This is a genomic window from Methylomonas sp. BW4-1 (assembly GCF_052474385.1).
Map to the genome: position 1 here is coordinate 2,051,313 of NZ_CP184125.1, position 25,602 is coordinate 2,076,914.

Here is a 25,602-nt window from a genome sequence, read left to right on the forward strand (position 1 = left end):
GTTTTTCGGGCGCAAGCGTTCCCGCCAGCCGGAAAATCCGGCTTAATTGGTTGGGGTTATGAAAATTTAAACGGCTAAAACCGGCGGTTTAGTCGGGACGAGCAAGATAGGCGCGCCAGCCGCCGTAATCGGTAATGTCCAGCGCCTCACGCACGGCGGCGGCTTCGCAAACGAAGCCTTGCACGCTAGTGCCGTCCTGCAACTGCACGCTGCCGATACCCAAAGGCGACGGGATTTCGGCGACGAATTCGCCGTAGCGTCCAATCGGCAAAGCCCACACCTCGACGGCAATCGCCGCGCCGGGTTCGGCACGCACCATGCCCGGCCGCTTGCCGTCCGGCAATGCGTAAAGCCGGTAGCTCGGCTCGGTGTGCGTGCTTTGCAGCAACACGCCGCCGCGGCCGGTCAACAGAGGGTTCAGCGGCAAGCCGGATAGATGCGCGCCGCACACTGCAACCCGAACAAAGCCAGCCGCGTCGTCGCTGTCCACTGCGGAAAATTCTGTGCTTAAGATTTGGGAGACGCCCAATGTATGCGGCGCCGATTGCGCGCGCCGTTTCGCCAACGCCAGCAAAGCCCGGTCGGCAAAGGCCGGCGCGCACAGCGTGATACCGAACGGCAGGCCATTGCCGCGAAAACCCGTCGGCAACGCAATGGCGCTGAGGTCGAGTAGATTCATGAAATTGGTGTAATAGCCCAGCCGGCTGTTCAATTCGACCGGTTCGGCTTCGACGGCGGCAATCGGATAAATGGTGCCGGTAGTCGGCGTGACCAATACGTCGATCTGCCGCCAGAGCGCGTCGCTTTGCCGCTTCAATTCCTGCAAGCGGTAAAACGCGCGCCAGGCGTCAGCGGCCGACAAGTTTGCGCCGTTGGCAAGAATGCCTAGCGTCACCGGAAATAAGGCTTCGGGGTTGGTCTGCAACAGTTCGCCGGCCACCAGATAACGCTCGCCCAGCCAGGGTCCGGCGTAGAGCAAGCCGGCGGCATCCAGCAAGGGCTGGATGTCCACTTCGACGGCGCTGCCGCCTTGTTCGACTAGTTGCGCGACGGCCTCCTTAAATAAGACCTCGGCCGCTTCGTCGCTGAAAAATTGCAGTTGCTCCGGTTTCGGCACGCCGAAACGGAAACGGCCGGCAAAGCCCGGCGGCACCGGCAAGGCTTGGTCGGGGCGGTTATAGGCGTCTTCCACGTCGTAAACGTTAGCGACGCGCAGCACCCGTTCCGCGTCGGCGGCCGTCAACGCGAAGATCGATACGCAATCCAGGCTGCGGCAGGCCGGCACCACGCCGGATGTGCTTAACAAGCCCCGCGTCGGTTTGACGCCGACCAGATTATTGAACGCGGCCGGCACCCGGCCGGAGCCGGCGGTGTCGGTGCCCAAGGCAAAGCTGGCCAGACCGGTCGCCACCGCAACCGCCGAACCCGAGCTGGAGCCGCCGGCGATGTACGCCGGATCGAAACTGTTTCGGCACACACCATAGGGCGAGCGGGTACCGACCAAGCCGGTCGCGAACTGGTCCAGATTGGTCTTGCCGACCGGAATCGCGCCGGCGGCGATCAATTGCCGCACCACGAACGCCGATTGCTCGGGCTGGTAGGCATAGGCCGGGCAAGCCGCGGTCGTCGGCAAATCGACCAGATCGATGTTGTCCTTGATCGCAAACGGAATGCCGTATAAGGGCAAGTCGTCCGGCGATTTGTCCACTAAAGCCGCAGCGTAAGCTCGCATCTGCGCCAGCGATAAACGGCTGATCCAGACGCCGTGCGCCGGCGCGGATTCCAGACGCTGCCAGAGCATGTCCACCAGCGCCGTCGGCGTTAGCGCGCCTTCCCGGTAAGCCTGGCTAAGGCCGGCGATGCTGAGTACCTCCGGCAATTCGCTCCAGGTCTTCATGCATCCTCCCCGGCCTGCAGCACCAGCAAATCCTGGCCGGCGCTGATTTGAGCGCCTTCATTGCAAAACACTTTCCAGACCGTGCCGCCTGCCGGTGCCGTTACCGGGAATTCCATTTTCATCGACTCGACTACCACCAAGGTGTCGCCTTGCTTGACGCTATCGCCGGCCTGGACCAAAACCTGCCAGACGTTGCCGGCAATATGACTGGCCACCGCACGGGCACCGGCCGGCAAATCCAGTTCGGTATCGATGGCCGCCGCCGCGACCGCCTGATCATCCGCATACACTTGCCCGGCTTGTTCCCAGCGTTCGCGTTCGGCGTCGAAGGCCGCTTGCTGGCGCTGTTTGCATTCGGTGATCTCGTTGGCGTGTTTGCGCAGAAAGTCGTTGTACTGGCGCAAACTAAAGGTTTCATCACGTATGTCCAGCTTGAGCTTGCCGCTGATTACATCCTGCCGGTAACGCAGCAATTCCTCGGCGGATACCGGGAAGAAGCGAATCTGATCGAAAAAGCGCAGCAGCCACGGCTTGCCGTCGCGAAAATCGGCGGTTTGCCGGTAGCGGTTCCACATCGGCACGGTGCGGCCGACGAACTGGTAGCCGCCCGGACCTTCCATGCCGTAGACGCACATATAAGCGCCGCCGATGCCGACCGCATTCTCCGGGGTCCAGGTGCGGGCCGGGTTGTATTTGGTCGTCACCAAGCGGTGGCGCGGATCGATAGGCGTCGCCACCGGCGCGCCGAGATAGACGTCGCCCAAGCCCATCACCAGATAACTGGCGTTGAATAGGATGTCCTTGACCTGCTCTATGCTGTCCAGGCCGTTGATGCGGCGGATAAACTCGATATTGCTCGGACACCACGGCGCATCCTTGCGCACCGATTGCATGTATTTTTCGATGGCCAGTTGGGTGGACGGGTCGTCCCAGGACAGCGGCAGATGGACGATGCGGGTCGGCACTGCCATATCTTCGATCGCCGGCAATTCGGCTTCGGCTTGCGCCAAAATCCGCATTAATTCGTCCAGCGGCAGGCGGCGGTCGTAATGCACTTGCAAGGAGCGGATGCCCGGTGTCAGATCGACGATGCCGGCGATGCTGCGTTGTTGCAGCCAGGTCATCAAGGCATGCACCCGAAAGCGCAGATTGATGTCCAGTACCAGCGGACCGTATTCGACCAGCAGATTGCGGTCGCCGGCTTGGCGATAGGTCACTGCAACCTGCTCGATATTGGCCGGCACCTGAGCAAGAATGCAGCTTTCCTCGACGCTTGTTGTTACCGGCAGATCCGGTAACACGGCATGGGCCGGATCGGCTAAAGCCCGCTCGACTTGGGCATCCAGACTCGCGGCCTGTTCGCGGTTCAAACGGATAAATCGCACGGTATTACCGGGCTTCAATTGGCCCAGCTTCCAAAGTTCGGCCGCAACCACGGTGGCCGGGCAGACGAAACCGCCCAGGCTGGGACCGTCCGGACCCAGTATCACGGGCATATCGCCGGTAAAATCCACCGCGCCGATGGCGTAGGCATTATCGTGAATGTTCGACGGGTGCAAACCGGCCTCGCCGCCGTCGCTACGGGCCCAACGCGGCTTCGGGCCGGTCAAGCGGATGCCGGTGCGGTTGGAGTTGTAATGCACCTCCCAGTCGGTCGCGAAAAATTCGTCTATGTCCTCGTCGGTAAAAAAGTCCGGCGCGCCGTGCGGGCCGTACAACACACCGATCTGCCAGTGCTCGGAATAAACCAGTAGCGCGGCCGAATTCGGTACGACTTCCTCGGCCATGGCGGCTTCCGCTACGACCGGCAACACGTCGCCGACCCGCAGCACCCGACCGCCGTGGCCGCCGAACTGGCCCAAGGTAAAGGTGGCGCGGCTACCCAGATATTCCGGCACGTCGAAGCCGCCTTGGATCGCCAGATAAGCGCGGCAACCCAGGCCGGCGATAGTGCCCAGTTTCAATACGTCGCCGGCCGCAACCGCAATTGCCTGCCAATAGGGTACGGCTTGACCGTTCAACTCGGCTTGCATCGCCGCGCCGGCCAAGACGATGCGGGTAGCGAAATTGAAGCGTAGGCAGGGGCCGTTGATCGCCATTTCCAGGCCGGCCGCATCCTCAGGGTTCCCCAAAATCCGGTTCGCCAAGCGAAAAGCCAACATATCCATCGGCCCGGACGGCGGTACACCGACGTCCCAATAACCCAGGCGGCCCGGATAATCCTGAATCATGCTTTGGGTGCCGGCTTCCAGCACGTCCAGCGTGCGCGGAAGGTAAGTCAGGCCGGCCAGATAAGCGGTAATCTGGCGGCCGCCGCGGAATACCTCGTCGGCGACGATCTGCCGCAAATAGGCCAGATTGGTTTCGATGCCGGCCAAGCGGGTATCGGCCAAAGCAGCATCCATTTGCGCCAGCGCCTGTTCGCGGTCGCCGGCGTGGACGATGACTTTGGCCAGCAGCGGATCGTAATAAGGCGTGACTTCCAGGCCGTTCTCCAGCCAATGATCGACCCGGACGCCGGCCGGAAAACGGCAATCGGTCAACAAACCGGCCGAGGGCTGGAAGTTCTTATTCGGGTCTTCGGCGTAAACCCTGACCTGCATAGCCCAGCCCTGCGGCGCGTGCCGGTACTGATCCAGAAACGTGCTGTCGCCGGCCGCCAGCCGCAGCATCCAGGCTACCAAGTCGGTGCCGGTGACTTGCTCGGTCACGCCGTGTTCGACTTGCAGCCGGGTGTTGACCTCCAGGAAATAAAATTCGCCGCTGTCCTGGTCGTAAACGAATTCGACGGTGCCGGCGGAACGGTAATTTACCGCCTCGCCCAGTGCCAGGGCATGGCGATAGAGCGCCTCCCGCGTCGCCTCGTTGAGGCCCGGTGCGGGGGTTTCTTCGATCACCTTCTGGTTGCGGCGCTGTACCGAACAATCGCGTTCGCCTAAATGGATCACCCGGCCCGCGCCGTCGCCGAAAATCTGCACCTCGATATGGCGGGCGCGTTCGATGAACTTCTCCAGATACAGGCCGCTGTCTTTAAAATTGGCCGCGCTTAAGCGCTGCACCACGGCAAAGGCCTCTTGCAGTTCGGCGTCGTTGCGGCACAAGCGCATACCGATACCGCCGCCGCCGGCCGTGCTTTTCAGCATCAACGGGTAGCCGATGTCGGCCGCCGCTTGCAAAGCCTGCTCTATGTCCGCCAATAGACCGGTGCCGGGCAGCAGCGGCACACCGCAAGCTTGGGCGATTTCGCGGGCGGTATGTTTCAAACCGAAGCGGCGCAACTGTTCCGGCGTCGGGCCGATGAAGACGATGCCGGCTGCGGCGCATTGCTCGGCGAATTCGGCATTCTCGCTCAAGAAGCCGTAGCCGGGGTGGATGGCCTGGGCGCCGGAGCTTAAAGCCGCTGCCAAAATCCGCTCGCCGCGCAAATAGCTGTCGGCCGCTGCCGCGCCGCCGACGCAGACCGCTTCGTCCGCTTGTTGCACGTGCATAGCATGGGCGTCGGCTTCGGAATATACCGCGACGCTGGCGACGCCCAATTGCTTTAAGGTCCGAATGATGCGGCAGGCGATTTCGCCGCGATTGGCGATCAATACCTTGTTAAACATGAATCCTCGTTTGGCGGGCCGTCCCGCCTTGCTTTGCCAACGCCGGGCCGTCCCGGCGCGGATTACGGTTCAATCCCAGATCAGCAGGCGCACCGGCGTCGGGTTGTAGGCGTTACACGGGTTGTTCAACTGCGGACAATTGGAAATCAGCGCGATGACGTCCATCTCCGCCCGCATTTCCACGTACTTGCCCGGCGCGGAAATGCCGTCGGCAAAGGTCAGCTGGCCGTCAGCCGTGACCGGCACGTTCATGAAAAAATTGATGTTGCTGGCAATGTCGCGCTTGGCCAGGCCGCAGTCGGCGTGACCGATGGCCAATAGAAAGCTGTCGCGGCAGCTGTGCATGTGCTTTTTGTCCAGGGCATAGCGCACCGTGTTGCTTTCTGCGGCACAGGCGCCGCCCAAGGTGTCGTGGCGGCCGCAGGTGTCGGCGACGATAGTCAATAGAACGTTACCCTCGCCGGACATCAGTTCAGTGCCGGCGCTCAGGTACAGATTGCCCTGGTGGCGTATCGTGTCGCTGGCGCTATAGCGTTCTTCATGGTCGGCCGCGCTGTAAAACAGAGTATCGACCGCCTGGTTGCCTTCCAGGTCTAGAATACGGAAGGTCTGACCTTGTTTGATGGTATGCAGCCAGGGTTCGCCGGCCGGCAAGGTGTAATCGTAAATGGCGTTGCTCGGATCGAGCGTGCTCTCGACGATGGGCATGGTTTCGTCCTCGTTAGATCGGTGATTACAGAAAATAGCGTTCGGTATTGCTGAAGCCGCGGCCGTTTTCCGGGCGGAAATTGCGGCATTTATCGTCTTGGTCCGGCAAGGTGCCGCGATAAGCTTCTAACCGCACCGGTTTGGGCTGGTAATGCGGATTGGGGTCCAAGGGATGCGGGCAACTGCTCAGCACCACCAGGGTATTCATTTCGAAGCGCAATTCGACTTGGCTGCCGGGGACTGAATAGCCGGTTTGAAATTGCAGGTTGCCGTCCGCGTCGGCCGCGATCTTGCTGAAGAAATTGACGTTGGCGACCAAGTCGCGCTTGCCCAGCCCCCATTTCTCCAGTTCGATCAACAAACTGTCGCGGCCGTTGCGATACATCGCATTTCTATGGCTTTGATAATTGGCCGTGCCGTATTTGGTCAGAACTTGCGCGGCGTCGGATACGCCGCACACCGTGTCGTGCCAGCCCAATGTGTCGGCGGTAAGCGAGCACAACACCCGGCCCATGTCCGAGTAGCAGACAAAGCCTTCGGTCAGATGAAACGTATGTTGCGCTTTTAAAGTGTCTGCCATGTTGTAGCGTTCGGTGCGTTCGTCGTCGTTGACGAACAAAGCCGACAAGTTGGTGCCGCCTTCGCTGTCGGTCAAGCGCAGCCGGTTGCCGCGCCGCATCCGGAACGAAGTATGGGCGCCGCCCGGCAAGGTCTCGCTCCAAAGCAGGTTTGCAGGATTGATTGCAGCTAAAGTCATGTTGGTCTCCTAATAGGTTTATGGCGCCGGAACCTGGCCCAGGCGCTCAAGCAATTCGTAGTCGGTCTGCATGCCGGAGGTGTCGCGGATGCCGGCCAAAATTTGTTTTTTTAAAGCGATAAATTCCGGGTTCTGCTTCATGTCCTGGTCGCGGTGATCCGGCAGCGGTACCGTGTGCACCGCGGCGATGCGTCCCGGTCGCGGCGCCATCAGCACCACCCGGTGCGCCAGATAAATCGCTTCTTCCACGTCGTGGGTGACGAACAGCACCGTGGTTTTTTCCAGGATGGAAACGTGCAGGATCAGATCGTGCATCACCTCGCGGGTCTGGGCGTCCAGCGCGCCGAACGGCTCGTCCATCAGCAGGATGCGCGGCCGCGCCATCAAAGCCCGGGCAATCGCCACCCGCTGCTGCATGCCGCCGGACAACTGATTCGGATAGGCGTTGGCGACGTGGCTTAGCCCCATCAAGCGGATCAGGGCGTCGGCCCGGCCTTCGGCGGACTCGACATCGCTCAGCGTCGATACGTCGCGGTGCACTTTCAACTGCCGGCAGAACTTGATGTTGTCGGTCACGCTCAACCACGGATACAAGCTGTAATGCTGGAACACCATGGCGCGGTCGATGCCGGGGCCGGCGATAGGCAGGCCGTCGACATTGACACTACCGCCGCTGGCCGGCTCCAGGCCGGCGACGATGCGCAGCAAGGTCGATTTACCGCAGCCGGATGCGCCGACCAGCGTGACGAACTCGCCGGGCGCCATGTCGAGATCGGCGTCCTGTAAGGCGACGATGTCCGCGCCGTTAGCGGCAAAGCGTTTTTGCAAGTTGCGGATTTGAATGATGGGATTCGTCATCGCTGCTATCTCCGGTACAGCCAAGGGAAGCTGCGGCGATGCGCCCAGCGGAAGCATTGGTCGGTAGCCAGTCCGAACAGTCCGATCAGAATGATGCCGGCGAAGATTTTGTCGGTTTGCAAAAAGCGTTGCGCCTTCAGCACCGCAAAACCCAAACCGGAGTTGGCCGCCACCAGCTCGGCCACCACCAGATACGTCCAGGCCCAGCCCATCGTCACCCGCAAGGTATCCAAAATCGCCGGTTTGGCCGACGGCATGATCACCCGCATCACGATTTCGTCGCGGTCGGCGCCCATGGTCTGCGCCGCTTCGATTTGCTCCATTGGCACCCGCCTTACGTCTTCGGCGATCATCAGCAGCATTTGAAAAAAGGTGCCGATGAAGATAATCGCGATCTTGGCGCCCTCGTCGATACCGACCCACAGCATCACCAGTGGAATGAAGGCGGCGGCCGGCATGTAGCGGATGAAGTCGGTCAAGGGTTCGAACAGGGCTTTGACCGGCGCATAGGTACCGACCAGCACGCCCAAGGGCAGCGCGAGCACCGCCGACAATAAAAACCCGGCCACCACCCGGTAAACGCTGATCGCCACGTCGCCGAGCAAATCGCCGTCGTGCAGCCATGCCCAGGCGCTGTCCAACACCAAAGGCGGCGTCGGCAGAAATACCGGGTCTATCGCGCCGCCGGCCGAGGCCCACCACCAAGCCAGCAGCGCCGACAGCAAACCGCTGATTGCAATCAGCCAATGCGTACGCCGTTCCAAACTGCCGCGTATCGCCCACAATGGTCGGCGCGGATTTAAGTTGCCAGTCATCGTCGCCACCCCGAACTAATGAGCGGCGAGCGCTTCGGCCACCAATGAAGCATCGACGCCGACCGCTAAATCCGGCACGCTGTCGATCAAGCGGTTGTCCTTCAAAAACGCGGCGATGGTCGGGCCGACCTCCGCCAACGACGCCGGTTCACTGGCCGGTCCCAAGGCTTTCAGGTTGTCTTCCAATGTGAAGAAGCGGGTGCCGGGCAGAAACACTTTGTAGGCGTCCGGTTTCATACCGACTACTTTGGCCATGACGGCAACGGCTTGGTCGGGCTGCACGCGGATAAAGCGTTGGGTATCCTGCCAAGCTTTGATCATGCCGACCAACTCAGCACGATGGGTTTCGATGGCTTTGACTCTAGCCACCAGCAAATCCGGGATCAGGCCGGGCATATCTTTGGATGTGAACAGCGCCGCTCCCTTGCCGCTGGCCTGGATATTATTGACCCAGGGATTCCACACCACGGTCGCATCGACTCGACCGCTCAAGAAAGCTGCCGCCGCGTCGCCGGCCGACAGGTTTACCGTTTTGATGTCGTCGAAACTCAGGCCGTTTTTACTCAAGGCGGTGGCGAGCACGAAGTGGGAAATTGAATATTGTTCGAGGGCGATGGTTTTGCCTTTCAGATCGGCGAAGCTTTTGATGGCCGAATTGACCATCAAGGCGTCATTGCCGTCGGAGTTGTCGTTGACCAGGATGGCTTTGACCGGCACGTTCTTGCTGAGCGGCGCCATGGTGTCCGACCAGGTCTGGCAATTGGCATCCAGTTGGCCGGCCGACAGGGCCGAGATGGAGTCGGTGTAATTGGCAAACCAGACCAGTTTGACCTTGGCGCCGTATTTTTTGAAATAGCCGTTGTGTTCGGCGACATACCACGCCACCCAGCCGGGCCAGTCGCTGACGCCGACCTTTACCTCGGCGGCAGTCGGTTTAGACAAGCAAAAAAATGCCGCAGCAAGGACAAGCGCAATTAATCGGGACAGGCAGTGGGAGGAAGTAGATGTCATGAGTAGCTCCAGTCGGGTTGAAAAGCTACACGTAGAGGCGGACCGGTTTATAAAACCGTCTGACCTCCCGGGCTTTTATCCCGCCGTGTAGCTCCCCGAAAGAAGCCGGCAACTCTCGGTCGCTGACGCTCGAAATCGAGCCGGAACCCTAGTCACCATTTTGTTAAGGCGCTTTTATGATCGCGCCTCACGTGTTGTAGTTCTATACAGCAAGCTGTATGCCATACATAAATTTATATATAAATCAACAATATATAAAATAACACCGCCTGCAAAATCCAGCGTTTTGCGTTTTAGTGGTGCAAGCAAAAATAAAATCAGATCCAACTTGGTGCGCAAAATTCTAATTAAGCTTACTTATTGGCGTTTTGGCCGGTTTGCGAAAGGCCTTGTTTTAAACAACATCTTGCCCAGCAAAGATGTCGTATTTCCCTTTGCCGGATTACACAAAATCGCCGATTGCAAGCCGCTACAATGACCTGATGTTTTCAGAGGCGTAATAACGCGCGATGCCTTCCCGAACGTCGTTGCGTAATTCATCGTCGTCCCAAGGCTTTTTGTGGAATTTGTATATTTCGCCTTTGTTAACGGCCTCAGTGATAGTGTTTAAATCGGAATAGCCGGAAATAATCATTCGCACCGTCCGCGGATGCATGATTTTAACGCGCGACAAAAACTCCGTACCGGTCATTTCCGGCATACGTTGATCGCAAATAATCACCATAACCGGATGATTGGCCAACAACTCCAGTGCTTCTTGGCCACTGCCGGCCGTCAAAATTTCATAATCATCCCGCCACAAGCAGCGCTTCAGCGCCGACATGATATACGGTTCGTCGTCCACAATAAGAACCTGCGGTTTTTGTTCATCCGAAGGTAAACGTAGTAGGGTTCCGGCCTGCAATAGCTGCCGAATCTCAGCGCCGGGCAACGGCCGACTGAAATAATAACCCTGTATCTGATCGCAGCGCAGCCTTCTCAGGTAACTGGTTTGCCCCTGGCTTTCCACTCCTTCTGCGATGACGGCCAGACCCAAGCTGTGCGCCATGGCGATAGTGGCTTGGACAATCACCGCATCGTTCGAATCGGTGACCACATTGTCGATAAAGCTTTTGTCTATCTTGAGCTTGTCCACCGAGAATTGTTTGAGGTAGGAAAGCGAGGAATAGCCGGTGCCGAAATCGTCAATCGACAGCTGAATGCTCAGGTCCTTCAGCTGTTTCAACAGCGTCAGGGTCTCGCTTACATTCGTCATCAACAAACTTTCGGTGAGTTCTAATTCAATATAACGGGCCGGCAAATCGGTGTCAGCAAATAACTGCTTTAGCAAATCGACCAAGCCACCCGCCTGCATTTGTATGGCAGAGACGTTCACAGCGACGGTAAAGCCTTCAGGGATTAGCCCGGCATCCCGCCATTCCTTGGCTTGCGATACGGCGCGTTTGAGAATCCAATCCCCCAAAGGCACGATCAAGCCGGATTCTTCCGCCAAAGGGATAAATTTATTCGGCGGCATAAAACCTTGCACTGGGTGGTTCCAGCGTACCAAGGCTTCCAGGCCAATGATTTTTCCGCTGGCAAGATCGACCTGAGGCTGGTAATGAAGCTCAAATTGTTCCCGCTCTATGGCGTGGCGCATGTCGTTGGTTAGTGCGATTCTGGCCAGTAACCGCTCATTCATGTCTTGCTTGAAGAAACGAAAACTGGACACCTTGTCGGCTTTGGCGTGATTTAAAGCAATCCCGGCGCGTTGCACCAACTCGCTGGCCGTTTTCGCATCTGAAGGATAAAAACTGATACCGATCTTGGCTTCCAGATGAATTTCATGCTGGGCCAGCACCACCGATTCCGTCACAGCCGCCCGCAGGGCTTCAGCAAATTGTTCGGCTGCCGACGGGCTATCGATGTCCGAACAGGCAATATTAAAATTGTCCTTGGCCATCCGGGTGACGATGCCCTCGCTGCCGGCAGCCTTGACCAAGCGGTTGGCAATGATTTTCAGCGTTTGATCGCCGATTTCGTAACCGTAGGTGTCATCAATCGTATGGAAATTTTCAATATCCAAACGCAATACGGCAATATCGTGCTGCTGATGCTCGGCTTGCGCGATGGCGGCGGCCAGCAAATCTTCGAAGAAAAATTGGTTCGGCAAACCGGTAACCGGATCGTACCGCGATAATTGCACGATGCGCTCCTGCATTTGCCGAGTTTCCGTCATATCGTTAATGATGGCCACAAATAATGGGGGCTGGTCATCGATTAATTCCAGATGAACTTCAACCGGGTACTCGCTACCGTCTTTACGCCGGTGTATCGTTGAGAAATCGCAACGGCTCTTGCTACCCGCCCGCAAAGGCGCGCACAGCTGTTCAAAGGCCTCCTCATTTAGCTCAGGGTTAATATCCAACGGCGTCATCTGTTCAAGCTCTTGTGTTGAATAACCCAGATTGTCCCGCCCACCCTGGTTCACATCAATAAACCGCAGGGTCTGGCTATCGAAAATATGGATTTCATTCGTGGAACGCGCCAACACCTGGCTGAAACGGGCGGCTTTTTTCTCGACGCGCTGGCGTTGGACGATGCGCCACAGGGCGTTCGAGATGAGCTGAACGGTTTCGACATCCAGCTCGGTATAGTCGGTCGCTTTGTTCGCCACACCGGTTAGCATCACCACTTTGCCATTCTCGATCACCGGCACGGAAATCAGCCGACGCAATTCAGGCTGCGCATCGGAAAAACCAGCAGCAGGAAGCCGGGAAAAGGCTTCTGTATTGGCCGTTACGACAAACTCTTTAGGGAGATGGACCGGTATATTATTGAAAACCGCCGGTTGGCGATTTTTGACGGACTCACCCAAGATACCGGCTTGGCTGAGAAGAATACGGCTGTCCGCGATGGTTTTCCCGCTTGATTCCTGCGGCGCTCGAGACTCGGCCACCGGTTCCATACAGTCTTCGTCAGGATTGATAAAGTATACAAAAGCCAGTTGGCTGGCGGTCAGCTCTTCCGCCAGAAGCATGCCGCGCCGGATGAATTCCGCCTCGTTCAAGTCTTCCGACGCCTTTGGCAGTTCCAACAAAGCTTGCGCACGCCGGGCCTGTAAAATCAGCTTTTGTTCGTTCTCTATGCGCTGAGTGACATCAACGCCCACACCATCCCAAACCACGCTGCCATCGGCTTGCCGTTTTGGGCTGGACCGAAATGCAATCCAGCACTGGCGGCCGCCGGGCGGATTGAATAACACGCTGCCTTTATAGACTTTTAATTCCCTGAGGCACTCGGCTTCCTCTTCCCGGTATTGCTGAAGCGACTCAGGCGCCATTTGCGCAAAGAACGGATTGATGTCTTCGATCAGTTGCGCGGGCTTCAAGCCGTGCAGTTTCTCCACTCCGGCGCTGATGTATTGCAGAGCCGTCCGCCCGTCCTGCCAGATTCGGTAACGATACACATAGCCGTCCGGCAGATTGTCGCCCATCACCCGCAATTGATGTTCCCGCTCCCGCAAAGCCAGCTCGGCTTCGACGCGGGCGGTGATGTTATTCAGCAAACCGTCGAAGGACTCCACTTCGCCCTGCTCGTTGCGGCTTAGCCGGGTAAATTCATCAATCCATATCCAATGGCCGTCGCCGTGCAATAAGCGGTATTCCTGATGATATTCGTCCGGACCATGGGCAATGTGTTGAGCGACTTCGGCTTCGACCCGAAACCGGTCTTCGGGCGGCAGCAAATCCAGATACTTCACTTTGCCCAAGCGCAAATCCTCCGGACGATAACCCCAATCCGCGATATTGGCACTGACGTAACTCACCGGCCAATCCTCGGCATTGCGCCAGGTTATCGCGACCACCGGAGACCGGCAGACGATGGAATCCAAGTGTTGTAACTCGGCGGTGTGCAGCTCAATCAACTGCTCGAAATGATGGTTCAAGCGGCTAAGTTCCAAATGCGTGCGTATCCGCGCCCGCACTTCGTCGATGTCAAAGGGCTTGGTGATGTAGTCGGCGGCACCAATCGAGAAGCCGCGCACTTTGTCCACCGTTTTGTCCACCACACTGACGAATAACACCGGAATCCGGGTGCCTACGGCTGTGGCCTTGATACGTCGGCACACTTCATACCCGTCCATTTCCGGCATCAGAATGTCCAGCAGCACCACGTCGGGCGGATGGGAGCCCAGCACTATTTCCACCGCCTTGCGGCCGTTGTTGGCTACCAGGATGCGGTATTCCTCCTTTAGCGCCTCGGCTAATTCGTGGATATTCTCCGGCATATCGTCAACCAGCAGCAGTGCCGGCCGCTCCGCTCTGATCAACATCTGTTCGTTCAAGTAAATTAGCGGCTTGCGGCGATATTGGCGCAATTCCAGTTGCGTCAGTATCCGCTGTTTCAGTAGATCGGGATTGATGGGTTTGGTGATGTAATCGGCGGCGCCCAATTTAAGGCCGGCGGCCTCGTCGGCCGATTCCGACAGGGCCGTGACGAAGATTACCGGAATGTCGGCCGTCATAGGATCGGTCTTCAGCCGCCGCAACACTTCGTAACCGTCCATGCCCGGCATTTTGATGTCGAGCAATACTAGGTCTGGGCCTGGGGCGCGCACCGCCAGTTCCAGGGCTTTTTCGCCGTTGGTCGCGGCAAGAATGGCGTAGTCTTCGCGCAGAATGCTCAATAAAGCATGCAGATTTTCGTTGACGTCATCGACGATCAAAATACTCGGTTTGCTGTTATTCGTCTGGGACATGTTAATCTCGCTGCTCTAATGATGGCCCAGCCAGCAGGCGTTGTTGCACCGCCACCAACATAGCGATGGCTTGATCTATGTTAAACGCATCGACCTCGGCGGCAATCGCCTCGAAATCGGCTTCGAACTCGCTTCCGGCCGTACCCTTGCGTAAATCGCCGATTAACGCTTCGGCTGCGCCTAAATCGCTTTCCAACACAGCCATTAAGCGGGTAATTTTAGCGCTTATGGCCTCGACCGATAGCGGTTGTGCCGGCAATTCGGCCGGCGTCGGCGGCGGGGTAAGACTATCGATGTCGGTCATCACTTGTTGCAATAAGTCGCGCAGCTGCTCAATGTGTTCCGCGGCAGGCCGTTGCTGTTGTTTAAGCCCGGCATCGATGCCGGCAATGCACTCGTAAAACGCATTGGCGCCGATATTGCCGGCTACGCCTTTCAAGGAATGACAATAATTTTCAGCGGCCGTGAGATTATCGGTTTGCAATATACGCTGTAATTCGTCCACTGCGTTGGCGTAATGTTCGCGAAACCGTCTGAGTTGTTTGCGGTAAGCCGCTTCCTTTCCGCCGATGCGGCGAATACCCTCGCTGACTTGCAAACTTTGCAGGCCCAATAACTCGGGAGAACAAACCACCCGTGCCGGCGCTTCATTGACCGCATATGTCTCTGCCAGCGTATCGGTAGAAGCGGCAGGCAGCCATTTTGCCAAACAGGAAAACAAGCTTTGCGGTTCCACTGGTTTGGTTATGTGGTCGTTCATGCCCGCCGCCCGACTTTCCTCGGCATCGCGAGCCATTGCCAACGCGGTCATAGCGATAATCGGCAAACTGGCGAAGCGTTCTCCCCCTGCCTGCCCGGCCAAAGCGCGAATCCGCCGCGTGGCCTCCAGACCGTCCATCACCGGCATCTGGATGTCCATCAATATGCAATCGTACTGATACCGCTGCACCATCGCCAACGCTTCTTCCCCGTTTACCGCCTCATCCGCCGCGATATTCATACTGCGCAACAATTCGACAGCAAATTCGCGATTGATAGCGTTATCTTCCACCAATAAAACGTGGCGGCCAAGCAAATTCGGCGGCGCCTGAGCGGCGGCATACGGCGACTCCTGCCTGTCTAGGACGTCGCTGCGCCCCAATGCCGACAGCATGCTATCCAACAGTGACGACGGCGAAACCGGCTTGATCAGAAAACCGTCCACCCCGGCTTGGTGTGCCAGCAACATCACGTCTTCGCGGCCGTATGCGGTGACCATGATCACCTTAGGCTGCAGCACAATGGCCGCATCGGCATGAATCCGCCGGGTCGCTTCGTCACCATTCATGCCGGGCATCCGCCAGTCCATCAACACCAGATCGAAGGGATGCTCGGAAGCGGTTTCCAGCAAACGAATCGCAGTGGCGCCATCCTCGGCCACGCTGACGTCCAACTGAAAAAATCGCAACATTTCCGCGAGTATTTCTCGGGAAATGTCGTTGTCGTCCACCACCAGCACCCGGATGCCTTTCAGTAACGATCCGGTCTGATCCAGCAATTCCCGGCGACGCGCCTCGGCCTGTTGGGCAATGTGCAGTTGCACCGTGCAACAAATCGTCGTGCCCTGGCCGGGTTGCGAATCTTCCAGCCAGATCCTGCCGCCCATCAGTTCCACCAGATGCTTACTGATCGCCAAGCCTAAGCCGGTGCCGCCAAACTTCCGGGTAGTGGACTGGTCGGCCTGGGTAAACTTCTGAAATAAACGTCCTTGCAACTCACGATCCATGCCGATGCCGGTATCGCGAACCGAAATCTGCAAAATGATCGCATCAGCCTTTTTACTGAGCATCCGGAACGCCAATTCCACTTCCCCGCGTTCGGTAAATTTGATGGCATTGCCGCACAGGTTGAGCAGCACCTGTTTTAAGCGTAGCGGATCGCCTCTTAAGGTGGCGGGGATATTCACATCGTAGCGAATTAAAAACTCCACGCCTTTTTGCTCAGCCTGTAGGCCGATAGCATCGGTGAGTTGTTCCAGCACTCTATCCAGCGCAAACTCGGTAGACTCAAATTCCAGCTTACCGGCTTCGATTTTAGAGAAGTCCAGAATATCGTTGATGATACCCAACAGCGAGTGCGCCGCGCTCTGCGCCTTGGTCAAATGGTTATGCAAGGTTGAGGGTAAATCCTGCTTCAGCGCCAGATACAACATACCCAAAATCGCATTCATCGGCGTGCGGATTTCGTGGCTCATATTGGCCAGGAACTGGCTCTTCGCCAGCGTAGCGGCTTCCGCAGCCTGCCGGGCTTGTTCCAGTTCTACGGTGCGCGCCGCCACCAGCTCTTCCAGATGGTGGCGATAAGAATCCAGTTCGCTCTCCACCCGTTTTTTCTCGGTAATGTCCTCCTTAATGGCCAGATAGTGAGTGACGGCACCGTCCGCTTGCCTTACCGGCGTGATCTGCGCCCATTCGACGTATTCGCTGCCGTCCTTACGGCGGTTAATCAATTCGCCGGACCAGCTTTTACCTTGGGTCAGGGTATGCCACATCTCGTCGTAAGTGGCCTGACCGGTGTGCCCGGATTGCAGTATCCGCGGATTTTGGCGGATGGCTTCCTCACGGCTATAGCCGGTGACCGCCGTAAAGTGCTGATTGACGTACTCGATTTCCGCTTGCAGATTGGTGATGACGATGCTGTTGGGGCTTTGCTCCACCGCAAGCCACAGTTTCCGCAGTTCCGCTTCCGCCTGTTTCAGTTCGGTAATGTCGGTAATCACCGCCACCCGACAGTCACGCTCGGAAAAATGGATGTCGTGCGAGCGAACGATGATGTCGATTACCCGGCCGTCTTTAAGAAGATGCTGCCACTCGCCGATATAGGCAAAACCGCGCAGACTGGCCGCCAAGCTTGCAATGGCTTGTCGCTGTTGTTCAGGGAACAGATCGGTGAGTTTGAGTGCGACGATTTCAGTTTGGCTGTAGCCATATAACTGGATAAACGCATCATTCACCGCGACCATGGCCAGCGTGCCGCGCTCGTAGACCAACATCGGCGCCGGGTTGTGATCAAAAAGGTGGCGGAATTGTTGCTCGATCTGCTTGCGTTCCGTAATGTCCGACCAAATCAGGGACAAATAATTACGGCCTCTGATTTCAATCACCTTGATGCTGACATGGACATTCAACAATGTACCGTTCTTGTGACGGCGCAAGGTATCAAATTGCGCACCGCCGGCTTGCATGAAATCGTCTGCAATTTGGCGAACCTGGGCAGCGTCGAATTCGCCCTGAATATCCGGCAGGCGCAAGCCAGCGAATTCCCCGCGGCTATACCCCAAGTGTTGGCAGGCGGCATCATTGAATTCGATGAACTCAAAAGTTTCGGCATCAATTAGCGTAATCGCATCGGTGGCCTGCGAGACGATGGCGCTGAAAATCCGCTCACGATTTCTGGCTTTTTCCTCGATGATCCGGCGTTTTATAAAGCTACTCACCCGTTCCGCCACGGCATCGAGCAAGAGCCGTTCTTCGCCTAAAAACTGATCGTCCGGATGCTCGGGCTGCGGTTGCAGATTAGCGACCGAGATACTGCCGGACGCTATACCATCGATTTGAATGGGTACGGTCAGTAAGCTGCTGGAATTTTTGAAATCGCCGCTGAAATAGCTTTGGCCGTCCCATTCCATGCGGGCAGCGGTTGCTTCGGGACAAAGCCAACCGGCAGGTAATAAGTCAACAACGCGCTGTAGCACCTCCGGCAAAGGCTTTTCTAAATCCTCGGTGGCGCGAAAAACCGCGTGCAGACATTTTTGTTCCTTGATGCGCTCGTTTAAGGCGATCTGCGTTGCATGCAGTTGGCTAATGTCTCGGGCCATGCCCAGCACGCCGATCAATTTGCCGTCGCAGGAATTAACCGGGGTTTTAATGGTTTCGTAGAGCGCCTTATGCTTGCCGTCGGCGTAGCTTATCCAGTCCTGATTGCGGATAGGCTCGCCGGCGGCGATGGCTTTAGCATCCTGTTCGCGGTATGTATCGGCTTTTTCGCGGCTGACAAAATCGTAATCGGTCTTGCCGACGATAAGCTGTTCAGGCTTGCCGTACAGGGGTTCGAAGCTCGGGTTACACAGCAGGTAAACGCCGTCGGGATCTTTCAGCCATATTTTGTCAGGCATGGCCTTTAACAGGGTGCGTAGCAAATCTTCTTTTTCGGCCAAGGTTTCCAAGGCCCTTTGCCGCTCGGAAAAATAGCAGGCCAGCGCCATGCCCACTACCGATAGCACCACCATGAAAAACCAATAGTTGATTTCGTGATTATCGCCCAAGCTGGGATCGGTCAGGCCGGAACGTCGCCAAACCAAGCCGAACATGGCCTGTGTGGCGGTAACGACCAAAATCAGCGTGGTAGCGCGGTTGCCAAGCCGAACAGCCGCCCAACTGACAAATAGAAATATCCAGTAACTTTTCGCGTAAGCGCCGAGGCTGTCGTGAAACCAGTCGAGAAACACCAACTGCCCCACCAAAAAGTTCAGCGTAATAATCATCATGGCTTCGCTGAACGCTTTAGCCCCCTGCAGCTTGCAGGCACTGTTAGTCCAGACCAAAATCAGCGGCGTAACCAATATCACGCCCAGCGTATCGCCCATCCACCAATGTAGCAGCGAGGAAAGCACAGCCTCCTCGCCGATAAATCCGCCAGCAAACAAAGTCAACGTGCCGATTGCCGCAGTCAACGAACAAGCGACAACGCCGCCTACACTTATCAGCATCAGATAATCGCGCAGCGTTTTCAGAGAACGGTCGAAGCCGCGGATGCGCTGCAGCAACCAAGCGCCGGACCAGGCGCCGAAGGTACTACCAATTGATATGCTGGTCGCGCTCAATAACGCTTTGCCTTGCCACAGATTAAGCGCCAAGGCCCCGATGAATATTGCCCAGACATAGTGGCGGCCGCCCAGCAAAATGGCCGCCAATGCCAGCCCGCTGGCAATAAAAAACACACTGGCACTGCCATTGGGCGCGAAATACAACAAAGCCAATCTGGCCGTTACGATATAAAGCCCGGCAACAGCTATCCATCTCAGCCATGCAGGCGCCATTGCTTCACGCATAAACCCTCCTCGTGCTGAGAGTATAGCGACTGCCTGGGGGATTTCTAATTTAAATAGCCCGGCTACTTATTGGCCGGGTTCTTAAACGTTGTCGCACCCGCGCCGGCGGGAGTGTTTATTTGTAAGTAGGCTTACCATCGCCAAAGGCGTTTAAAGATACTTCGAAATAGAAGAAATTACTCGGTTCGTTGGTATAAGCGCCCTGCCCGCCTTGCGACACGCCTGCGGCTCTGGCTTCGGTGAAGTCGCCAGGCGTGAAGCGCGCATAGCTCATGCTCCAATCCACATAGGCATTGAGTTTATGGCGCAGGCGAATATCAAACTCGTGTCCCAGGAAAGTCCCGCTGCGGCCCGTGGTGTCGCGCAAGCCGGCCCGGTTCCAGCCACCGGCTGCACTTTCCTCCCAGTAAGCGTTGTAGCCGGTATCGATACGCACGTCTGGATAGGGTGTGAATTCCAATCTGGCCTTCGGTGCGATGATATTGTCCCAGGAGAAATAATCATTCCGCGACCAGGGTTGGTTAAAGCCGTAGAAGGCATCGAAGCGTTGGTTGATGTTGTCGCCGGCGTTTTTATCGCCCGTGCCGTAGCCGTAATAGACACTGGCGCGGGGTTTCCAATCGTGGTCGAAGCTGTAACCTAATTCCAAAGAGTAGGCCAAGGCGTCGTGCTGGCGTAAGGTCTCCCGCGTCCCGGACAAGGAACCGAAGCGCCCGAATTGTTTGTTAATGTCGGCATCGAAATCAAAGCCGCCGCCGAAAAAACCATAAGCCCTAAGACCCGGCGCATAAATATCCATACTGGCCTTGCGATTGGCTGCCACCCGGTTGGCGGGATCACCGTCGGTTTTGCGCCCCAGGAAATAAGGCTGGATGGTGACAAACTCGGACCATTGTTTCAGGCTGAGTACGGCGCCGTAGATCCAGGTATCTTCATCTGGTTGGTCGAATTCGTATTTGTAGCGCTCCACCGGTTGCAAGGCAAAAGTATCCAAATCCCAGTCATTCTGCTTCTTGCCGAAGTGTACCCGGTAACCTTCGAAGTTGTTGGTGGTGTTACGGAACTCGTTGTTACCAATCAAACGCCTATCCAGCAATTCCAAGTGCATACGGCCGGCACGAATACTGAGGGGCCGGTTATGGCCTAAGGCATTGGCGAAATACAACTCACCATAGCCCTGGATCATCTCAAACTCGTTCACATCGGCATCGGTTTTCGGGTACAAACCGTTATAACTGCGCGCATCCTCCATTTCGACCGCAAAGCGTAACGGATCGAGGATTTCTTTGATGCCGACGTAGGCGCGGGTCCTGAGCAGCCACAGGTTATCGGCATCGGGCCGCCACTCTGAGGTGCCCGAGCGTTGCGGCCTAAAGTCGTTTTCGCGGTATTCGTAGCGGGTCCGAAAATCCAGCCCGACATCCAGCCATTTCACATCGCGAAATTGCTCGAACTGGGTTTTACTCAAATTGCGCACGTACAAAGGCGGATCGGTTGGCGCAGGTTCGACGCGATAGCCTTTGGTCGGGACATAATAATCTTCGGCGTTGACCAGGACCGGCCAAGCCAGCAACAAGCCAAGTGCACCTGCTGCCCGTACTGTATAAATTAAAGGTCGTTTCATGTGGGTAACTGTGGGTTTAGAGTAGTTAATGACCGGTACACAAAAAGATTCTGCTCATCTCGCCGTCCTTTGGCTGAGTGGCAACAAGCGAACAACTATTTAGCGGCGTTAGCCTTAGTCTAGTTGGAACCCGCTAATGCAGAATCTTTTTGCTGGCCCAGCCGAAAACGTTCGCGCTTGTCGATCTGGACGATGCGGCCGTCGTGAATCACGACTTCAACCGAGCCAAACCGAATATCCTGCACAATCGTCGCGATTTGCAATGCAATCTCCTTGTTATCGCCTTGCTTCAATGCATGGCCGTTAAGTTCAATCGCCATATAGCCTCCTGAGGTATGGTGGGTTATCGTGGTTTGATGAATCCTTGTCTTGGCAGCATTAGCGCCAATGACCGTGGGACAAATGGTAAGAAAACCACAAAGCGATTGAAAACGATATAAACAGAAATATATATCTGTTAATTGGATATATGACATGGCGAATATTTACCCTCCCATCCTGGCCGCAATAGCCAAAATTCGCCCGCTTGTTATCTAAATAAAAGATTATCAATTCAATTTATATCATTTCCGTTGGCATTTAAGTTTCTCTATCCTGTTAGCACCTACTGACTGTTTCCAGAGAAACACCATGACCCAAAGCAATATCATGCCGGGCTTTCGACCGGCACTGGCCTACACCTTGTTCTATCTCGGACTGGTGGTAGTGATTCCCTTGAGCACCCTGGTTTTTAAAAGCTTGCAGCTGAGCTGGGGCGAGTATGTGGACATTATTAGCAATAACCGAGTGGTATCGTCGTTTCGGGTCAGCTTCGGTACGTCGCTGATTGCCGCCTTGGTCGCGGGCGTATTCGGATTTGTCATCGCCTGGGTGTTGGTGCGCTATCCCTTTCCCGGCAAGCGCTTTTTAGACGCTTTAATTGACCTACCGTTTGCCTTACCGACGGCGGTAGCCGGCGTGATCCTGGCAACCATCTTTCAGCCCAGCGGCATGCTGGGTAAATGGTTGATGAGCTCATTGGGCGTGCAAGTGGCTTACAAGCCGCTGGGGATTGTGGTGGCATTGATTTTTATCGGCATTCCTTTTGTGGTGCGGACCATCGAGCCGGTATTGCAGGAATTTGATACCACAATGGAAGAAGCCGCATCCAGTCTGGGCGCTACTCGCTTACAAGTGTTTGCCCAGGTGATCTTTCCCAACATTTTTCCGGCACTGTTAACCGGCGTATCGCTGGCGTTTGCCCGCGGGGTTGGCGAGTACGGTTCGGTGATCTTTATCGCCGGCAATCTGCCTTATGTCTCGGAAATCGTCCCGTTATTGATCATCACCAAACTGGAACAATACCAATATGCCGGGGCGACGGCCATTGCACTGACGATGCTGCTGGTGTCGTTTTTATTGCTACTGATCGTTAATTTATTGCAGCTCTGGGCGCGCCGCCGCTCCGGGCAAATTTAGGAGACATCATGCACGCCAATGTTCATGTGATTAGCGACGCCAGCGGCCAAGCACACTTCAAAGCACTGCACGATCCGTTTTGGGTGCGCAGGGGCCTGGTTGGCATAGCGGTGGGTTTTATTGTGTTGTTTCTATGTGTGCCACTGGGCTTGGTGTTGTATCAGGCCTTCTCCAAAGGTTGGCAAGCGTATTGGACGGCGCTTGCGCAACCAGACGCTGTTGCCGCCATGCAACTGACCTTGCTGGTGGCGGTGATTACGGTCCCGCTGAATACCGTATTCGGTATCGCCGCGGCTTGGGCGATCACCCGCTTCGAGTTCTGGGGCAAAAGCTTATTGACCACCTTGATAGATCTGCCCTTTTCGGTTTCCCCGATTATTTCCGGCCTGATTTTTGTCCTGATGTTCGGCGCCCAAGGCTGGTTTGGGCAATGGTTTTCCGCCCATGACATCAAGATCATTTTCGCGGTGCCCGGCATCGTGCTGGCGACCATTTTTATCACCTTCCCGTTTGTGGCGCGCGAACTGATTCCACTGATGCAGGAAATGGGCAACGAGGAAGAAGAAGCGGCGCTATCGCTGGGTGCCAGCGGCTGGCAGACTTTCTTTAAAGTGACTTTACCCAATATCAAATGGGCTTTGCTTTACGGCGTGTTGTTGTGCAACGCCCGGGCTATGGGTGAATTCGGCGCGGTATCGGTGGTATCCGGGCATATTCGCGGCGTGACCAACACCCTGCCCTTGCATGTGGAAGTCAGTTACAACGATTACGACGTGATCGGCGCGTTTTCCAGCGCGTCGATTCTGGCCGGCCTGGCTATTGTCACGCTGATATTGAAAAGCTTTTTGGAATGGAAGCAGGCCAGAGCCTAAAGACGAAAATACGCCGACATTCTAAGGCGCTTAACATCCGGTATTGAGATAAAAACATGAGTATTCTGCTAAACAACATCAGCAAAAACTTCGGCAAATTTGCCGCCTTGTACGACGTCAGCCTGGAAATTCCGGAAGGCGAACTGGTAGCCCTATTGGGCCCATCAGGCTGCGGCAAAACCACCTTGTTACGGATCATCGCCGGCCTGGAAACTCCGGATTTCGGCCGGGTTCTACTCAGCGGCGAAGACAAGACCGAGCAACATGTCAGCCGGCGCGGTATCGGTTTTGTGTTTCAACATTACGCCTTGTTCCGGCATATGACGGTGTTCGACAACATCGCTTTCGGTTTGCGAGTCAAGCCGCGCAAGGAACGGCCTACCGAAGCCTTTATCAGCAAAAAAGTGCACTCTTTGTTGGAGTTGGTGCAACTGGATTGGCTGGCCGACCGCTTCCCGGATCAATTATCGGGCGGCCAACGGCAGCGGATAGCTTTAGCTAGAGCCCTGGCCGTAGAACCCAGCGTATTGTTGCTGGACGAACCGTTCGGCGCGCTGGATGCCAGCGTGCGCAAAGATCTGCGGCAATGGCTGCGTAATCTGCATCAGGAATTGCATGTCACCAGTATTTTTGTGACCCACGATCAGGAAGAAGCGATGGAAGTCGCCAGTCAGGTAGTCGTATTGAATCAAGGCCGTATCGAGCAACAAGGCGCCCCGGCCGATATTTACGATCATCCGGCCAATGCCTTCGTCTCTAAATTCATTGGCCAAACCAACGTCTTCGATCTATCGGAAACCGAAAGCAACTGGCTGCAACGCGCAGGGATTCTAGCGGAAAAACCGCAAGGCATCTTCGCGCACGTCCGCCCGCATCATATCGACATCGTCAAAGCCGAAGAAGCCTCCGGCTCGCCGGTAACCTTGAAGGACTGGCAACATCTGGGCGCGACAATACGCATCGAACTGTTCAATCCGCAACATAACGGTTCCGGTGCGACGCTGTTTGCGGAGATGCCCAACGAACGCTTCAAACAACTGAATTTAAACAAGGGCGACCGCGTGGCGGTGCATATCAAACAAGCGCATTGGTTTAATTGACAGCACCCCTCATAGTTCGGGCTATGCCAAACATAGCCCGGTACCGGGATTTGACCCGGTTCGCGATTGTTGCCCATCGCTCAAATCACCCCATGGAAAGACCGATATGAATCTAAATCAGCTTGAATTATTGCGTGTCCTGAAGGACACCCAGTTCAACCAATCCAAAGCCGCGGAAATCATGCATGTCGTGCAGTCGGCTGCCAACCGGCAATTGCAGTTACTGGAGGAGGAATTGGGCTCTCCTTTGTACGAACGCCACGGCAAAAAACTGCTGGGCCTGACCCCGCTGGGTGAGCAGGTGATGGAACAGGTGGACAGGATCAATCAGGCCAAAAAGAACATCCTGTCGATAGCCGACGACTTTCGCGAGAATCGCAACGGCGCTTTACATATTGCCACCACCCATACTCAAGCCAAGTACTTGCTGCCGGAACCGGTGCAAAAGTTCCGGGAAAAATATCCGGGCATTACCATTTATATGGTGCAATCTTCGCCGCAAGAATTGATCGAACAACTCCATCAGCATCGGGCCGATATTGCCATCTGCACCGAAAAGCTGGACGAGGACGAGAAACTGGTCGTCAAATCCTGCTACGAATGGCAGCACATTGCCGTAGTGCCGCGCCATCACCCCTTGGCGCAAGGCGATGTGACCTTGGGCCGGCTGGCCGCATTTCCGATTTTAACTTACTCGCAAGGCTATACCGGCCGTTCGACCATCGAAAAAGCCTTTAAGAACGCCGGTAAAGAGCTGGACATCACCCTGTCAGCCGCCGATTCCGACATCATCAAAACCTATGTCAGATTGGGTTTGGGCGTGGGGATTATCGCCGGCACGTCGTATGAATCGCGCAACGACAATGATTTGGTCGCCAGGGATTTGTCACACCTGATCCCCCGCTCGGTGACGAAAATTGCTTACTTGAAGCAATTATATCTACCAACTTATTTGCAATATTTCATTAACGAGCTGCTTTCCAAAGCCACCAAGGAGCATCAATATTAAAATCCGGCACGAATTTTGGTTTTGATTTCCATATTTATCATAAGAGCTGCCCTAAAAA

The 25,602-nt window shown here is 56.1% G+C and carries 15 protein-coding genes and 1 riboswitch; of the genes, 4 read left to right on the top strand and 11 right to left on the bottom strand.

The annotated features are described in order from the left end of the window. Positions 1–88: 88 nt before the first annotated feature. The 11 genes from atzF to ACH5Y9_RS09495 form a co-directional block, all read right to left on the bottom strand. Positions 89–1,897 carry an allophanate hydrolase gene (gene atzF / locus ACH5Y9_RS09445; RefSeq protein WP_319961449.1) on the bottom strand — a complete coding sequence of 603 codons (1,809 nt, stop codon included), beginning with the start codon at positions 1,895–1,897 and terminating at the stop codon, positions 89–91. After that, the gene (gene uca / locus ACH5Y9_RS09450) at positions 1,894–5,502 is read right to left on the bottom strand and encodes an urea carboxylase (RefSeq protein ID WP_319961451.1); all 3,609 of its coding nucleotides are present in this window, start codon (positions 5,500–5,502) and stop codon (positions 1,894–1,896) included. The genes atzF and uca overlap by 4 nt, the downstream gene beginning before the upstream one ends. Before the next feature lie 69 nt (positions 5,503–5,571). Further along, positions 5,572–6,210, bottom strand: coding sequence for an urea amidolyase associated protein UAAP2 (locus ACH5Y9_RS09455; RefSeq protein WP_319961452.1), 639 nt, complete (start codon positions 6,208–6,210; stop codon positions 5,572–5,574). A gap of 25 nt (positions 6,211–6,235) precedes the next feature. Further along, entirely contained in the window at positions 6,236–6,967 is a 732-nt protein-coding gene (locus ACH5Y9_RS09460) for an urea amidolyase associated protein UAAP1 (RefSeq protein WP_319961453.1), read from the bottom strand. 18 nt (positions 6,968–6,985) lie between these two features. Further along, on the bottom strand, positions 6,986–7,825 hold the full coding sequence (locus ACH5Y9_RS09465) for an ABC transporter ATP-binding protein (RefSeq protein ID WP_319961454.1): 840 nt from the start codon (positions 7,823–7,825) through the stop codon (positions 6,986–6,988). Positions 7,826–7,830: 5 nt separating this feature from the next. Continuing rightward, positions 7,831–8,640, bottom strand: a complete 810-nt coding sequence (locus ACH5Y9_RS09470; RefSeq protein ID WP_319961455.1) for an ABC transporter permease — start codon at positions 8,638–8,640, stop codon at positions 7,831–7,833. Positions 8,641–8,655: 15 nt separating this feature from the next. Beyond that, positions 8,656–9,651: an ABC transporter substrate-binding protein gene (locus ACH5Y9_RS09475; RefSeq protein WP_445369418.1), complete on the bottom strand. Its 996-nt coding sequence runs from the start codon at positions 9,649–9,651 to the stop codon at positions 8,656–8,658. Positions 9,652–9,713: 62 nt separating this feature from the next. Beyond that, positions 9,714–9,814: riboswitch (guanidine-I (ykkC/yxkD leader) on the bottom strand. 306 nt (positions 9,815–10,120) lie between these two features. Further along, on the bottom strand, positions 10,121–14,392 hold the full coding sequence (locus ACH5Y9_RS09480; RefSeq protein ID WP_319961457.1) for a response regulator: 4,272 nt from the start codon (positions 14,390–14,392) through the stop codon (positions 10,121–10,123). A gap of 1 nt (position 14,393) precedes the next feature. Then, positions 14,394–19,481, bottom strand: a complete 5,088-nt coding sequence (locus ACH5Y9_RS09485) for a PAS domain S-box protein (RefSeq protein WP_445369419.1) — start codon at positions 19,479–19,481, stop codon at positions 14,394–14,396. A 115-nt stretch (positions 19,482–19,596) separates the two neighbouring features. Then, the gene (locus tag ACH5Y9_RS09490) at positions 19,597–21,105 is read right to left on the bottom strand and encodes an alginate export family protein (protein ID WP_445369420.1); all 1,509 of its coding nucleotides are present in this window, start codon (positions 21,103–21,105) and stop codon (positions 19,597–19,599) included. 119 nt (positions 21,106–21,224) lie between these two features. Then, positions 21,225–21,425: a YezD family protein gene (locus ACH5Y9_RS09495; RefSeq protein ID WP_171695615.1), complete on the bottom strand. Its 201-nt coding sequence runs from the start codon at positions 21,423–21,425 to the stop codon at positions 21,225–21,227. A 310-nt stretch (positions 21,426–21,735) separates the two neighbouring features. Here ACH5Y9_RS09495 and cysT point away from each other — a divergent pair, with 310 nt between their 5' ends. The 4 genes from cysT (at position 21,736) to ACH5Y9_RS09515 (ending at position 25,544) form a co-directional block, all read left to right on the top strand. Further along, positions 21,736–22,563, top strand: coding sequence for a sulfate ABC transporter permease subunit CysT (cysT, locus tag ACH5Y9_RS09500; RefSeq protein WP_445369421.1), 828 nt, complete (start codon positions 21,736–21,738; stop codon positions 22,561–22,563). 8 nt (positions 22,564–22,571) lie between these two features. Further along, positions 22,572–23,435: a sulfate ABC transporter permease subunit CysW gene (gene cysW, locus ACH5Y9_RS09505; RefSeq protein WP_445369422.1), complete on the top strand. Its 864-nt coding sequence runs from the start codon at positions 22,572–22,574 to the stop codon at positions 23,433–23,435. A gap of 56 nt (positions 23,436–23,491) precedes the next feature. Then, positions 23,492–24,535, top strand: a complete 1,044-nt coding sequence (locus ACH5Y9_RS09510; protein WP_445369423.1) for a sulfate/molybdate ABC transporter ATP-binding protein — start codon at positions 23,492–23,494, stop codon at positions 24,533–24,535. A gap of 106 nt (positions 24,536–24,641) precedes the next feature. Further along, the gene (locus ACH5Y9_RS09515; RefSeq protein ID WP_445369424.1) at positions 24,642–25,544 is read left to right on the top strand and encodes a LysR substrate-binding domain-containing protein; all 903 of its coding nucleotides are present in this window, start codon (positions 24,642–24,644) and stop codon (positions 25,542–25,544) included. The last annotated feature ends 58 nt before the right edge of the window (positions 25,545–25,602 follow it).

Coding starts and splice junctions, on each gene's coding strand:
- ACH5Y9_RS09495 (WP_171695615.1), bottom strand. CDS start 21,425: ATGGCGATTGAACTTAACGGCCATGCATTGAAGCAAGGCGATAACAAG.
- cysT (WP_445369421.1), top strand. CDS start 21,736: ATGACCCAAAGCAATATCATGCCGGGCTTTCGACCGGCACTGGCCTAC.
- ACH5Y9_RS09475 (WP_445369418.1), bottom strand. CDS start 9,651: ATGACATCTACTTCCTCCCACTGCCTGTCCCGATTAATTGCGCTTGTC.
- ACH5Y9_RS09470 (WP_319961455.1), bottom strand. CDS start 8,640: ATGACTGGCAACTTAAATCCGCGCCGACCATTGTGGGCGATACGCGGC.
- ACH5Y9_RS09455 (WP_319961452.1), bottom strand. CDS start 6,210: ATGCCCATCGTCGAGAGCACGCTCGATCCGAGCAACGCCATTTACGAT.
- cysW (WP_445369422.1), top strand. CDS start 22,572: ATGCACGCCAATGTTCATGTGATTAGCGACGCCAGCGGCCAAGCACAC.
- ACH5Y9_RS09510 (WP_445369423.1), top strand. CDS start 23,492: ATGAGTATTCTGCTAAACAACATCAGCAAAAACTTCGGCAAATTTGCC.
- ACH5Y9_RS09515 (WP_445369424.1), top strand. CDS start 24,642: ATGAATCTAAATCAGCTTGAATTATTGCGTGTCCTGAAGGACACCCAG.
- ACH5Y9_RS09465 (WP_319961454.1), bottom strand. CDS start 7,825: ATGACGAATCCCATCATTCAAATCCGCAACTTGCAAAAACGCTTTGCC.
- ACH5Y9_RS09480 (WP_319961457.1), bottom strand. CDS start 14,392: ATGTCCCAGACGAATAACAGCAAACCGAGTATTTTGATCGTCGATGAC.
- atzF (WP_319961449.1), bottom strand. CDS start 1,897: ATGAAGACCTGGAGCGAATTGCCGGAGGTACTCAGCATCGCCGGCCTT.
- ACH5Y9_RS09485 (WP_445369419.1), bottom strand. CDS start 19,481: ATGCGTGAAGCAATGGCGCCTGCATGGCTGAGATGGATAGCTGTTGCC.
- ACH5Y9_RS09490 (WP_445369420.1), bottom strand. CDS start 21,105: ATGAAACGACCTTTAATTTATACAGTACGGGCAGCAGGTGCACTTGGC.
- uca (WP_319961451.1), bottom strand. CDS start 5,502: ATGTTTAACAAGGTATTGATCGCCAATCGCGGCGAAATCGCCTGCCGC.
- ACH5Y9_RS09460 (WP_319961453.1), bottom strand. CDS start 6,967: ATGACTTTAGCTGCAATCAATCCTGCAAACCTGCTTTGGAGCGAGACC.